Source organism: Citrobacter sp. VF227, from assembly GCF_052950715.1.
The window spans coordinates 1-13,283 of record NZ_JBRFVF010000012.1 but is presented as its reverse complement, the minus strand read 5'-3'; the positions used below and the strand labels follow the sequence as shown (position 1 = coordinate 13,283).

General features: G+C 53.3%; 10 protein-coding genes and 1 pseudogene. 10 read left to right on the top strand and 1 reads right to left on the bottom strand.

Annotated features, from left to right (window positions below; all coding sequences use genetic code 11):
* The first annotated feature begins 14 nt into the window (after nucleotides 1-14).
* The 8 genes and pseudogenes from ispG to ACU8YC_RS22390 all read left to right on the top strand — a co-directional run bounded on the left by ispG (nucleotide 15) and on the right by ACU8YC_RS22390 (nucleotide 8,533).
* Entirely contained in the window at nucleotides 15-1,133 is a 1,119-nt protein-coding gene (gene ispG, locus ACU8YC_RS22425) for a flavodoxin-dependent (E)-4-hydroxy-3-methylbut-2-enyl-diphosphate synthase (protein WP_016154000.1), read from the top strand.
* 110 nt (nucleotides 1,134-1,243) lie between these two features.
* Complete coding sequence (gene hisS / locus ACU8YC_RS22420) at nucleotides 1,244-2,518, top strand: histidine--tRNA ligase (protein WP_151224082.1); 1,275 nt, start codon at nucleotides 1,244-1,246, stop codon at nucleotides 2,516-2,518.
* 13 nt (nucleotides 2,519-2,531) lie between these two features.
* On the top strand, nucleotides 2,532-3,152 hold the full coding sequence (locus ACU8YC_RS22415; RefSeq protein WP_446895757.1) for a YfgM family protein: 621 nt from the start codon (nucleotides 2,532-2,534) through the stop codon (nucleotides 3,150-3,152).
* 10 nt (nucleotides 3,153-3,162) lie between these two features.
* Complete coding sequence (gene bamB, locus ACU8YC_RS22410) at nucleotides 3,163-4,341, top strand: outer membrane protein assembly factor BamB (protein ID WP_151217652.1); 1,179 nt, start codon at nucleotides 3,163-3,165, stop codon at nucleotides 4,339-4,341.
* Nucleotides 4,342-4,458: 117 nt separating this feature from the next.
* Nucleotides 4,459-5,931, top strand: coding sequence for a ribosome biogenesis GTPase Der (der, locus tag ACU8YC_RS22405; protein WP_079939511.1), 1,473 nt, complete (start codon nucleotides 4,459-4,461; stop codon nucleotides 5,929-5,931).
* Nucleotides 5,932-6,231: 300 nt separating this feature from the next.
* Nucleotides 6,232-7,773: a peptide MFS transporter gene (locus ACU8YC_RS22400; RefSeq protein ID WP_151217651.1), complete on the top strand. Its 1,542-nt coding sequence runs from the start codon at nucleotides 6,232-6,234 to the stop codon at nucleotides 7,771-7,773.
* Between the two features lie 63 nt (nucleotides 7,774-7,836).
* Nucleotides 7,837-8,127 (top strand): annotated as a pseudogene (locus tag ACU8YC_RS22395) (oxidoreductase); the annotation flags it as partial.
* Between the two features lie 190 nt (nucleotides 8,128-8,317).
* Entirely contained in the window at nucleotides 8,318-8,533 is a 216-nt protein-coding gene (locus tag ACU8YC_RS22390; protein ID WP_187253550.1) for a zinc ribbon domain-containing protein, read from the top strand.
* On the opposite strand, the gene xseA is transcribed toward ACU8YC_RS22390, so the two are convergent.
* Complete coding sequence (gene xseA / locus ACU8YC_RS22385; protein ID WP_252837832.1) at nucleotides 8,530-9,903, bottom strand: exodeoxyribonuclease VII large subunit; 1,374 nt, start codon at nucleotides 9,901-9,903, stop codon at nucleotides 8,530-8,532. The two genes, ACU8YC_RS22390 and xseA, sit on opposite strands and share 4 nt — an antisense overlap.
* 160 nt (nucleotides 9,904-10,063) lie before the next feature.
* Here xseA and guaB point away from each other — a divergent pair, with 160 nt between their 5' ends.
* Nucleotides 10,064-11,530 (top strand): IMP dehydrogenase, encoded by a 1,467-nt coding sequence (guaB, locus tag ACU8YC_RS22380; RefSeq protein WP_187253548.1) that lies wholly within the window; start codon nucleotides 10,064-10,066, stop codon nucleotides 11,528-11,530.
* 63 nt (nucleotides 11,531-11,593) lie between these two features.
* Nucleotides 11,594-13,171 carry a glutamine-hydrolyzing GMP synthase gene (guaA, locus tag ACU8YC_RS22375; RefSeq protein WP_151217648.1) on the top strand — a complete coding sequence of 526 codons (1,578 nt, stop codon included), beginning with the start codon at nucleotides 11,594-11,596 and terminating at the stop codon, nucleotides 13,169-13,171.
* Nucleotides 13,172-13,283: the final 112 nt, after the last annotated feature.

Here is a 13,283-nt window from a genome sequence, read left to right as displayed (position 1 = left end):
CGGGAGATTTTTTAATGCATAACCAGGCTCCAATTCAACGTAGAAAATCGACACGAATTTACGTTGGGAACGTGCCGATCGGCGATGGCGCTCCCATCGCCGTACAGTCGATGACCAATACGCGTACCACAGATGTGGAAGCAACGGTTAATCAGATTAAAGCGCTGGAACGCGTAGGCGCAGACATTGTTCGTGTCTCTGTACCGACAATGGATGCAGCAGAGGCGTTCAAGCTTATCAAACAGCAGGTTAACGTCCCGCTGGTTGCCGATATTCACTTCGACTATCGTATCGCGCTGAAGGTGGCGGAATACGGCGTTGATTGCCTGCGCATTAACCCTGGCAATATCGGCAACGAAGAGCGCATTCGCATGGTGGTTGACTGCGCTCGTGATAAAAATATTCCGATCCGCATCGGCGTTAATGCCGGTTCGCTGGAAAAAGATCTGCAGGAAAAATACGGAGAACCGACGCCGCAAGCGCTGCTGGAATCTGCTATGCGCCATGTGGATCACCTCGATCGCCTCAACTTCGATCAATTCAAAGTCAGCGTTAAAGCGTCTGACGTTTTCCTCGCCGTAGAGTCTTATCGCTTGCTGGCGAAACAGATTGATCAGCCGTTGCATCTGGGGATCACCGAAGCCGGTGGTGCACGCAGCGGGGCGGTAAAATCCGCGATCGGTTTAGGGTTGCTGCTGTCTGAAGGGATCGGCGATACGCTGCGCGTTTCTTTGGCTGCCGATCCGGTGGAAGAGATCAAAGTTGGCTTCGACATCCTGAAATCGCTGCGCATTCGTGCGCGCGGGATCAACTTTATCGCTTGCCCAACCTGCTCGCGTCAGGAGTTTGACGTTATCGGCACGGTGAACGCGCTGGAGCAACGCCTGGAAGATATCATTACGCCAATGGATGTTTCGATCATCGGTTGCGTGGTAAACGGCCCTGGTGAAGCGCTGGTTTCTACGCTGGGCGTGACGGGCGGTAACAAGAAAAGCGGTCTGTATGAAGACGGAGTGCGTAAGGACAGACTCGATAACGACGACATGATTACGCAGCTTGAAGCCCGCATTCGTGCTAAAGCAAGTATTCTGGACGAAGCGCGTCGTATCGACGTGCAGCAGCTTGAAAAATAACAACGTGATGGGAAGCGGCGTGCTTCCCGTGTATGATTGAACCCGCATGGCGCCCGCATTGTTCGGGTTAGCGCTGAGGGTTCATTTTTATATTCATAAAGAGAATAAACGTGGCAAAAAACATTCAAGCCATTCGCGGCATGAACGATTATCTGCCTGGCGAAACCGCCATCTGGCAGCGCATTGAAGGCACTCTCAAAAACGTGCTCGGCAGCTATGGTTACAGTGAAATCCGCTTGCCGATTGTAGAGCAGACCCCGTTATTCAAACGCGCGATTGGTGAAGTCACCGACGTGGTTGAAAAAGAGATGTATACCTTTGAGGACCGTAATGGCGACAGCCTGACGTTGCGTCCTGAAGGGACTGCGGGCTGCGTACGCGCCGGCATCGAACATGGTCTCCTGTACAATCAGGAACAGCGTCTGTGGTATATCGGGCCGATGTTCCGCCACGAACGTCCGCAAAAAGGGCGCTATCGTCAATTCCATCAGTTGGGTTGCGAAGTTTTTGGCCTGCAAGGCCCGGACATCGATGCTGAACTCATTCTGCTGACCGCCCGCTGGTGGCGTGCGCTGGGTATTTCCCAGCATGTGAGACTTGAACTGAACTCCATTGGTTCGCTTGAAGCACGTGCGAACTACCGTGATGCGCTGGTCGCTTATCTGGAACAGTATAAAGATAAACTGGACGAAGACTGTAAGCGCCGCATGTACACCAACCCGTTGCGCGTGCTCGACTCCAAAAACCCGGAAGTACAGGCACTACTCAACGATGCGCCTGCGCTGGGCGACTATCTGGATGACGACTCGCGCGAGCATTTTGCAGGCTTGTGCAAACTGCTGGAATCCGCAGGTATTGCCTACACCGTCAATCAGCGTCTGGTTCGTGGTCTTGATTACTACAACCGTACCGTATTTGAGTGGGTCACCACCAGCCTGGGCTCACAAGGTACCGTGTGTGCAGGTGGTCGTTATGACGGTCTGGTAGAGCAACTTGGCGGCCGCGCAACGCCGGCGGTAGGCTTTGCTATGGGCCTTGAACGACTTGTTTTGTTAGTTCAGGCAGTTAATCCGGAATTTAACGCAGATCCTGTTGTCGATATATACCTGGTCGCTTCAGGGGCAGACACGCAGTCAGCGGCAATGCGACTTGCAGAACGTCTGCGCGATGAAGTTCCTGGTGTGAAACTGATGACAAACCACGGCGGCGGCAACTTTAAGAAACAGTTTGCCCGCGCCGATAAGTGGGGCGCCCGCGTTGCACTAGTACTGGGCGAGTCCGAAGTGGCTGACGGTACTGTTGTAGTGAAGGATTTGCGCTCTGGTGAGCAAACGGCAGTAGCGCAGGATAGCGTTGCCGCGCATTTGCGCACTCTATTGGGCTAAGGAGAAGGACAGCGTGGAAATTTACGAGAACGAAAACGACCAGGTTGATGCGGTAAAACGCTTCTTTGCTGAAAATGGCAAAGCGCTGGCTGTTGGGATCATTTTAGGGGTTGGCGCGCTGGTTGGCTGGCGTTACTGGACCAGCCATCAGACAGAGTCCGCACGCTCTGCTTCTCTGGCTTATCAAAATACGGTGACTGCGGTTAGCTCGGGTAAACCGGATAGCATTCCTGCTGCAGAGAAATTTGCCGCAGAGAACAAAAATACTTACGGCGCGTTAGCTTCACTGGAACTGGCGCAACAGTTTGTTGACCAAAATGAACTAGAGAAAGCTGCAAGCCAATTACAACAAGGTTTAGCTGCGACCAGCGATGAAAATCTCAAAGCGGTGATTAACCTGCGTCTGGCTCGTGTTCAGGTTCAGCTTAAACAGGCTGATACCGCGCTGAAAACGCTCGACACCATTAAGGGTGAAGGGTGGGCGGCCATTGTTGCCGATCTGCGCGGTGAAGCGTTGCTGAGCAAAGGCGACAAACAAGGCGCGCGTAGCGCATGGGAAGCGGGCGTGAAAAGCGATGCCTCTCCTGCTCTGAGCGAAATGATGCAGATGAAAATCAATAATTTGTCCATCTGAGAGGGACCCGATGCAATTGCGTAAATTACTTCTGCCAGGGCTGCTTTCTGTTACCCTATTGAGCGGCTGTTCACTGTTTAGTGGCGAAGAAGATGTCGTTAAGATGTCCCCATTACCGGTGGTTGAAAACCAGTTTACTCCGTCCACTGCATGGAGCACCTCTGTAGGCAACGGTATTGGCGATTTCTATTCCAATCTTCATCCTGCGCTGGCGGATAATGTTGTCTATGCAGCTTCACGCGCCGGTGTCGTGAAAGCGTTGAATGCAGACGACGGTAAAGAAGTCTGGTCGGTTAATCTGGGTGAGAAAGACGGCTGGTTCTCCCGTGCATCAGCACAGCTTTCTGGCGGTGTCACCGTATCCGGCGGGCATGTTTATATCGGCAGTGAGAAAGCGCAGGTTTATGCGCTGAACACCAGCGACGGTACCACCGCATGGCAGACGAAAGTTGCCGGGGAAGCGCTGTCTCGTCCGGTTGTTAGCGATGGCATGGTGTTGATCCACACCAGTAACGGCCAACTGCAAGCCTTGAACGAAGCTGACGGCGCCATCAAATGGACCGTTAACCTCGATATGCCTTCTCTGTCACTGCGCGGAGAATCTGCGCCAGCGACCGCTTTTGGCGCTGCCATTGTCGGTGGCGATAATGGTCGCGTAAGCGCCGTGCTGATGCAGCAGGGCCAGATGATTTGGCAGCAACGCATTTCGCAGGCGACAGGTCCAACGGAAATCGATCGTCTGAGCGACGTTGATACCACACCGGTTATCGTCAATGGCGTTGTTTACGCGCTGGCTTATAATGGTAACCTGACGGCGCTGGATCTGCGTAGCGGTCAGATCATGTGGAAACGTGAACTGGGCTCGGTGAATGATTTTATCGTCGACGGTAACCGTATCTACCTGGTTGACCAGAACGACCGCGTACTGGCGCTGACCACCGACGGCGGCGTGACGCTGTGGACGCAAAGCGATCTGCTGCACCGTCTGCTGACGTCCCCGGTATTGTATAACGGCAATCTGGTTGTGGGTGATAGCGAAGGCTACCTGCACTGGATCAACGTTGACGATGGCCGTTTTGTTGCCCAGCAGAAAGTTGACAGCTCTGGTTTCCTGACTGAGCCGGTCTCTGCTGATGGTAAACTGCTGATCCAGGCGAAAGACGGTACGCTGTACTCTATTACGCGTTAATCGTCCCGGCCGCTCGCTTTGAAAAACGGCTCCTGGATGCAGGGGCCGTTTTACTGTTTTTAACAACGGCGCAAAATGCGCCCGTTGTCTGATGATTTTTTAAATGAGGCTTTAAACATGGTACCTGTGGTCGCGCTTGTCGGGCGCCCTAACGTTGGCAAATCCACGTTATTTAACCGTCTAACTCGCACCCGAGATGCGCTGGTTGCGGATTTCCCGGGTCTGACTCGTGACCGTAAGTACGGTCGTGCGGAAATTGAAGGCCGCGAGTTTATCTGTATTGATACCGGCGGTATTGATGGCACCGAAGACGGTGTTGAAACCCGTATGGCGGAACAGTCGCTGTTGGCTATTGAAGAAGCGGACGTTGTGCTGTTCATGGTGGATGCGCGTGCTGGCCTGATGCCTGCAGATGAAGCTATTGCGAAGCATCTGCGTTCGCGCCAGAAACCGACGTTCCTGGTCGCCAACAAAACTGACGGACTCGATCCTGACCAGGCGGTTGTTGATTTTTACTCACTGGGGTTGGGCGAAATTTATCCGATCGCGGCGTCTCATGGTCGTGGCGTTCTTAGCCTGCTGGAACATGTTCTGCTGCCGTGGATGGATGACGTTGCTCCGCAGGAAGAAGTGGACGAAGACGCGGAATATTGGGCGCAACTGGAAGCCAAAGAAAACGGCGAAGAAGAGCCTGAAGACGATTTCAACCCGCAGGATCTGCCGATCAAACTGGCGATTGTTGGTCGTCCGAACGTAGGTAAGTCCACGCTTACTAACCGTATTCTCGGCGAAGATCGTGTGGTGGTTTACGACATGCCGGGGACCACGCGTGACAGTATTTATATCCCAATGCAGCGTGATGAACGCGAATATGTGCTCATCGATACCGCAGGCGTGCGCAAGCGCGGCAAAATTACCGAAGCGGTAGAAAAATTTTCAGTTATCAAAACGCTGCAGGCGATTGAAGACGCCAACGTGGTGATGCTGGTGATTGACGCGCGCGAAGGTATTTCCGATCAGGACCTGTCGCTGCTGGGCTTTATCCTCAATAGTGGACGCTCACTCGTTATCGTAGTCAATAAGTGGGATGGCCTGACACAGGAAGTGAAAGAGCAGGTCAAAGAGACGCTGGACTTCCGTCTGGGCTTTATTGATTTTGCGCGCGTACACTTTATCTCTGCGCTGCACGGCAGCGGTGTCGGTAATCTGTTTGAATCGGTCCGTGAAGCGTACGACAGCTCCACCCGCCGCGTTAGCACCGCGATGCTGACTCGCATCATGACCATGGCGGTAGAAGATCATCAGCCGCCGCTGGTGCGTGGTCGTCGCGTTAAGCTGAAATATGCTCACGCCGGTGGTTATAACCCGCCAATCGTGGTGATCCACGGCAATCAGGTTAAAGACCTGCCGGATTCGTACAAGCGCTATCTGATGAACTATTTCCGTAAATCTTTGAACGTGATGGGGACGCCGATCCGCATTCAGTTTAAAGAAGGAGAAAACCCGTTTGCTAACAAACGCAATACGTTGACTCCCACTCAGATGCGTAAACGTAAGCGTTTGATTAAGCATATTAAAAAAAGCAAGTGATCGTTGCTTGATGCTGATAAAAACCCGCGCTTGTCGCGGGTTTTTTTCGTTAATTCATCGCCAGCCTCAACCCGTGCGATGTCAATTACTATTCGTTTTTTACCAAGTTTAAATCTAAGAAAGTAGACATTTGTCGAGTTTTCATCTTAAAGTCCGGGGTCTGGTACTAGACAAAACTAGTCTTAGGTTATCAAATGGTTAAATAAATTTTCGCCGCATGTAAAAAATCGGTCAGATACGTAACTGACTGGCGTACATCGCGGTGTCTACACGCACGACGACATAACTTTCGGGAGAATTATGCAATCCTCTGTTAATCAAAAAGAAAGCCGAACTTTCTTCGGCCATCCTTATCCGCTCGGCTCGCTGTTCTTCACAGAGATGTGGGAGCGTTTCTCGTTTTATGGCATTCGCCCGTTACTGATCCTGTTTATGGCGGCTACCGTTTATGACGGCGGCATGGGGCTGGCGCGTGAAAACGCCTCGGCGATCGTGGGTATCTTTGCCGGTACGATGTACCTCGCCGCGCTGCCGGGCGGCTGGTTGGCGGATAACTGGCTCGGTCAGCAAAAAGCAGTGTGGTACGGTTCCATTCTGATTGCGCTCGGCCATCTGTCGATTGCGCTCTCGGCCATCATGGGGAACAACCTGTTTTTTATCGGCCTGATGTTTATCGTGCTCGGCTCCGGTCTGTTTAAGACCTGTATTTCGGTCATGGTAGGCACGCTGTATAAAAAAGGCGATGCGCGCCGCGACGGCGGTTTCTCGCTGTTCTACATGGGCATCAACATGGGGTCGTTCATCGCGCCGCTGATCTCCGGCTGGCTGATTAAAACCCACGGCTGGCACTGGGGTTTTGGTATTGGTGGCATCGGGATGCTGGTCGCGCTGATTATTTTCCGTGTTTTTGCCGTTCCGTCGATGAAGCGCTACGATAGCGAAGTCGGTCTGGATTCCACCTGGAATAGTCCTGTTGTGAAACGTAACGGCGTGGGCGCGTGGCTGCTGGCGCTGGCCGTCGGCGTGGTGGTTATCGTTACGCTGATTGCGCAGGGCGTGATTGTGATAAACCCGGTCGCGGTTGCCAGCATGCTGGTGTACGTGATCGCCGCATCCGTTGCTCTCTACTTCATCTACCTGTTTATCTTTGCTGGTCTGAATCGTAAAGAGCGCGCCAGACTGCTGGTTTGTTTTATCCTGCTGGTCTCCGCCGCGTTCTTCTGGTCGGCGTTTGAGCAAAAACCAACCTCGTTTAACCTGTTCGCCAATGACTACACTAATCGTATGATCGGTGATTTTGAAATCCCGGCGGTTTGGTTCCAGTCAATCAACGCGCTGTTTATCATTCTGCTGGCACCTGTGTTTAGCTGGGCGTGGCCGAAGCTGGCGAGCATGAACATTCGTCCGAGCAGCATCACCAAATTTGTTATCGGTATTCTGTGTGCAGCGGCAGGTTTTGGTCTGATGATGCTGGCGGCGCAAAACGTGCTGAGCAACGGCGGGGCAGGCGTTTCACCATTCTGGCTGGTGGGCAGTATTCTGATGCTTACGCTTGGCGAACTGTGTCTGAGTCCGATTGGTCTGGCAACCATGACGCTGTTGGCACCGGAAAGAATGCGTGGGCAGATGATGGGTCTGTGGTTCTGCGCCAGTGCGCTGGGTAACCTGGCCGCGGGTCTGATTGGTGGTCATGTGAAGGCTGACCAACTGGATATGCTGCCGGATCTCTTCGCGCGCTGTTCGATTGCGCTGCTGATCTGCGCTGCAGTACTGATCGTCCTCATTGTTCCGATTCGTCGCATGCTGGAAAATACGCAAACTAAACCGGTGACCAGCGCCTGATACCACCTCGTTTGTGCCGGGGCAGACGTTGTGTCCCGGCCATTTAATTTTCGAGGTAAGAACATGCTGTTTGGGTTTGTTGGCCTTGGCGCAGTCGTTGAAACGGCATACTTGCCTGCATTACATAACCTCTTTAGTGATTCACTACGCTGAGCGGGTTTTGATGTTCGCTCCACTAAACAGCCTGCAGGCGTGACGCGTTGCACATCCTTCGAAGAACTGCTTACTCAGCCTTTTGATATCTTGTTTATCACGACCTTTTCCCTGCACCATCTTGAGGTGTTTGAACAAGTCCAGGCCTTTCCCATCGCATGTACCGTGGTTGAAAATTCACTGGCGATCTGGCTCAACAAATATGCGGGACCTGATGGCGGACAAAAGGTCTGCGGATTTATCTTCGCGACGGGAACATCATCAGCCATGACCGATGCGGTGCGGAAGAAGTGGAGTGCCTGTTAACGTTACAACAGCAGTTACGTGGGCCACATTACGCGCATGGTGTTAAAATAAAAACAAGAATACATTTTCTGTACAAGGACACGATATGTCGATTACATGCCCGGATTGTCATGCTGAGCTGGAGCCACAAAACGGTGTGGCGCACTGCGAGCAGTGTCACAAAGATATTCAGCTGGAAGCGCGTTGTCCGGAATGCCATTTGCCACTGCAAGTGTTAAAAGCCTGCGGCGCGGTGGATTATTTCTGTCAGAATGGCCATGGGCTGATTTCGAAGAAACGCGTGGAGTTTGTGCCGGTTTAATCCGGCTTTTTCTTACGCGTTTTCTTTGCCACCGTTACGCCTTTCACTTCGCTCTCTACCCAACCATCAGACAGTCGGGTGGTGAGCACATCACCGGCCTTCACCTGTTTGGTTTGCTTCAGCACTTTGCCGTCTGTCGCGGTAGTGACGCTATAACCACGTGCCAACGTGGCCAGCGGGCTGACGGCTTCCAGATGCGTGACCGCATTGCCAAAACGTTCTCGCTGCTCGCTGACGCGCGAGCGAATATTTTCCGCCAGTCGGTATTCCAGTTGTTGAATACGTGTTTGCGTGCGGTGGATACGCGGCTGCAGGTTTTGCTGATTCAGACGCTGTAGTATGCGCTGTTGACGCTGATTCGCCTGTTTGATCTTATTCTCAAGTGCGAAGTTCATTCTCTGACGCAGTCGTTCCAGCACGGTCTGCTGGCGGGCCAGACGCAACTGCGGATGCTGTTGTTGCAAGCGGTGAAAAAGCTGGGTAAATCGACGAGTTCGGTTGGCGAGATAGTAGTCCATCGCCATCTCCAGACGCTGCTGACCATGCTGAATTTGACGCAGCAGTTCAAGTTGGTTGCGGCTGACAATCTCCGCCGCGGCTGATGGCGTGGGCGCTCGCAGATCGCCGACAAAATCGGCAATAGTGACGTCAGTTTCGTGGCCGACGGCGCTGACTACTGGAATGTTGCTGGCAAAGATCGCTCGCGCTACACGTTCGTCGTTAAAGCTCCATAAATCTTCCAGCGAGCCGCCGCCGCGTCCGACGATTAATACGTCGCATTCGTTGCGGGCATTCGCCAGCTCAATGGCGCGTACAATTTGTCCTGGCGCATCATCGCCCTGGACTGCGGTCGGGTAGATAATAACGGGCAGGGAAGGGTCGCGACGCTTCAGGACGTGAAGAATATCGTGCAGTGCAGCCCCGGTTTTAGAGGTGATAACCCCGACGCAGTGGGCCGGTGAGGGCAGTGTTTTTTTGAATTGCTGATCGAACAGCCCTTCAGCCTGCAGTTTGGCCTTCAGTTGCTCATATTTTTGCTGCAACAAGCCTTCGCCAGCTGGCTGCATGCTCTCGACGATTATCTGGTAGTCCCCACGCGGCTCATACAATGTAATGTTGGCGCGTACCAGTACCTGTTGCCCGTGCTGTGGGCGGAACGTTACCCTGCGGTTACTGTTGCGAAACATCGCGCAGCGAACCTGAGCGGTGTCATCTTTGAGCGTGAAATACCAGTGACCCGAGGACGGCTGAGTGAAATTGGATATTTCACCGCTGATCCATACTTGCCCCATTTCCTGCTCAAGCAGCAAACGAACCGTCTGATTCAGGCGGCTTACGGTAAAAATTGAGGTGGTCTGAGAGGATAACATGTGAGCGGGATCAAATTCTAAATCAGCAGGTTATTCAGTCGAAAGTAACATGCCCACAGAGGAGCGCAAGGTTTTTTTGCAAAAAAGTGTGGATGCAATCGGTTACGCTCTGTATAATGCCGCGGCAATATTTAATAACCTCCCAGGTGAGATATTGCCCATGCTACGTATCGCAAAAGAAGCCCTGACGTTTGACGACGTCCTCCTCGTTCCCGCTCATTCTACCGTTCTGCCGAATACTGCTGACCTCAGCACCCAGTTGACGAAAACCATTCGCCTGAACATTCCTATGCTCTCCGCAGCAATGGACACCGTGACGGAAGCGCGCCTGGCAATTGCTCTGGCCCAGGAAGGCGGCATCGGTTTTATCCACAAAAACATGTCCATCGAGCGCCAGGCGGAAGAAGTTCGCCGCGTGAAGAAACACGAATCTGGCGTGGTAACTGACCCACAGACCGTACTGCCAACCACCACGCTGCGCGAAGTGAAAGAACTGACCGAGCGTAACGGTTTTGCAGGCTACCCGGTTGTGACGGAAGATAACGAACTGGTCGGCATCATCACCGGTCGCGACGTACGTTTTGTGACCGATCTCAGCCAGCCAGTGAGCGTTTACATGACCCCGAAAGAGCGTCTGGTGACCGTTCGCGAAGGTGAAGCGCGTGATGTTGTTTTTGCCAAAATGCACGAAAAACGCGTTGAAAAAGCGTTGGTTGTTGATGACAGCTTCCACCTGCTCGGCATGATCACGGTTAAAGATTTCCAGAAAGCAGAACGTAAACCTAACGCCTGTAAAGACGAGCATGGTCGTCTGCGCGTTGGCGCTGCTGTCGGCGCGGGTGCTGGTAACGAAGAGCGTGTTGACGCGCTGGTTGCCGCGGGCGTTGACGTACTGCTGATTGACTCCTCTCACGGTCACTCTGAAGGCGTATTGCAGCGTATTCGTGAAACTCGCGCTAAATATCCGGATCTGCAGATCATCGGCGGTAACGTTGCAACGGGCGCAGGCGCTCGCGCACTGGCGGAAGCCGGCTGCAGCGCGGTTAAAGTCGGTATCGGCCCTGGCTCCATCTGTACGACTCGTATCGTGACCGGCGTAGGTGTACCGCAGATCACCGCTGTTTCTGACGCCGTTGAAGCGCTGGAAGGCACCGGTATTCCGGTTATCGCCGATGGCGGTATTCGCTTCTCCGGCGACATCGCGAAAGCAATCGCTGCCGGTGCTGCTGCAGTGATGGTTGGTTCCATGCTGGCGGGTACCGAAGAATCCCCGGGCGAAATCGAACTGTACCAGGGCCGTTCTTACAAATCATACCGCGGTATGGGCTCTCTGGGTGCGATGTCCAAAGGCTCCTCCGACCGTTACTTCCAGAGCGATAACGCTGCTGACAAACTGGTCCCGGAAGGTATCGAAGGCCGTGTAGCGTATAAAGGCCGCCTGAAAGAGATCATCCACCAGCAGATGGGTGGCCTGCGCTCCTGTATGGGCCTGACCGGCTGTGGTACTATCGACGCGCTGCGCACTCAAGCAGAGTTTGTACGCATCAGCGGTGCGGGTATTCAGGAAAGTCACGTTCACGATGTGACCATCACCAAAGAGTCCCCTAACTACCGCATGGGCTCCTGATAAGTTTCCGCGCCCGGCTATATGCCGGGCGAATTTGTTTCACTTGCCTCGGAATTAGCGTCAATGACAGACAATATTCATAAACATCGCATTCTCATCCTCGATTTCGGCTCGCAGTATACTCAGTTGGTTGCACGTCGCGTACGTGAACTGGGCGTCTACTGTGAACTGTGGGCATGGGATGTTACGGAAGCACAAATTCGCGAATTCAACCCAAGCGGTATCATTCTTTCCGGTGGTCCGGAAAGCACCACCGAAGCAAACAGCCCGCGCGCGCCAGAATACGTTTTCAATGCCGGTGTGCCGGTATTCGGCGTCTGCTACGGCATGCAGACTATGGCAATGCAGCTCGGTGGTCATGTTGAAGGATCTAACGAACGTGAATTCGGCTATGCGCAGGTAGAGGTTCAGACCGACAGCGCGCTGGTGCGTGGTATTGAAGACTCCCTGACCGCCGATGGCAAACCGCTGCTGGACGTATGGATGAGTCACGGCGATAAAGTGACCGCTATCCCGGAAGGTTTCGTTACTGTCGCCAGTACCGACAACTGCCCGTTCGCCATTATGGCGCACGAAGAAAAACGCTTCTACGGCGTGCAGTTCCACCCGGAAGTGACCCACACCCGTCAGGGCATGCGTATGCTGGAGCGCTTTGTGCGCGATATCTGTCAGTGTGAAGCGCTATGGACGCCGGCAAAAATTATCGATGACGCCGTTGCCCGCATTCGCGAGCAGGTTGGCAATGATAAAGTGATCCTCGGCCTGTCCGGTGGCGTGGACTCCTCCGTCACCGCGATGCTGCTGCACCGTGCGATCGGTAAAAACCTGACCTGTGTGTTCGTTGACAACGGTCTGCTGCGCCTGAACGAAGCCCAGCAGGTAATGGATATGTTTGGTGACCACTTTGGACTGAACATCGTTCACGTTGAAGGCGAACAGCGTTTCCTGGACGCGCTGAAAGGTGAGAACGATCCGGAAGCGAAACGTAAGATCATCGGCCGCGTATTCGTTGAAGTGTTCGACGAAGAAGCGCTGAAACTGGAAGATGTGAAATGGCTGGCGCAGGGTACTATCTACCCTGACGTGATTGAATCCGCGGCTTCCGCCACCGGTAAAGCGCACGTCATTAAATCTCACCATAACGTCGGCGGCCTGCCGAAAGAGATGAAGATGGGTCTGGTTGAACCGCTACGTGAGCTGTTCAAAGACGAAGTGCGTAAGATTGGTCTGGAGCTGGGCCTGCCATACGACATGCTGTACCGTCACCCGTTCCCGGGGCCGGGTCTCGGCGTGCGCGTACTGGGCGAAGTGAAGAAAGAGTACTGCGACCTGCTGCGTCGTGCGGATGCTATCTTCATTGAAGAATTGCACAAAGCTGACCTGTACAACAAAGTCAGTCAGGCGTTCACCGTGTTCCTGCCGGTGCGTTCCGTTGGCGTCATGGGCGATGGCCGTAAGTACGACTGGGTTGTTTCCCTGCGTGCTGTTGAGACCATCGACTTTATGACCGCCCACTGGGCGCATCTGCCGTATGACTTCTTAGGCCGAGTCTCTAACCGCATCATCAACGAAGTTAACGGTATTTCCCGCGTGGTGTATGACATCAGCGGTAAGCCGCCAGCTACCATTGAGTGGGAATGATTTACAGCTAACTCGTAGCTAATCATTTCTATTCAATTTCGAACTCAACCCTCTGTTTTTGCAGGGGGTTTTTCTTTATATCACATCATATCTATTCACTATATCTCACATT

Excerpts from the sequence above, each read along its gene's own strand:
- ispG (WP_016154000.1), top strand. The coding sequence starts at position 15 with ATGCATAACCAGGCTCCAATTCAACGTAGAAAATCGACACGAATTTAC.
- bamB (WP_151217652.1), top strand. The coding sequence starts at position 3,163 with ATGCAATTGCGTAAATTACTTCTGCCAGGGCTGCTTTCTGTTACCCTA.
- der (WP_079939511.1), top strand. The coding sequence starts at position 4,459 with ATGGTACCTGTGGTCGCGCTTGTCGGGCGCCCTAACGTTGGCAAATCC.
- ACU8YC_RS22400 (WP_151217651.1), top strand. The coding sequence starts at position 6,232 with ATGCAATCCTCTGTTAATCAAAAAGAAAGCCGAACTTTCTTCGGCCAT.
- ACU8YC_RS22390 (WP_187253550.1), top strand. The coding sequence starts at position 8,318 with ATGTCGATTACATGCCCGGATTGTCATGCTGAGCTGGAGCCACAAAAC.
- xseA (WP_252837832.1), bottom strand. The coding sequence starts at position 9,903 with ATGTTATCCTCTCAGACCACCTCAATTTTTACCGTAAGCCGCCTGAAT.
- guaB (WP_187253548.1), top strand. The coding sequence starts at position 10,064 with ATGCTACGTATCGCAAAAGAAGCCCTGACGTTTGACGACGTCCTCCTC.
- guaA (WP_151217648.1), top strand. The coding sequence starts at position 11,594 with ATGACAGACAATATTCATAAACATCGCATTCTCATCCTCGATTTCGGC.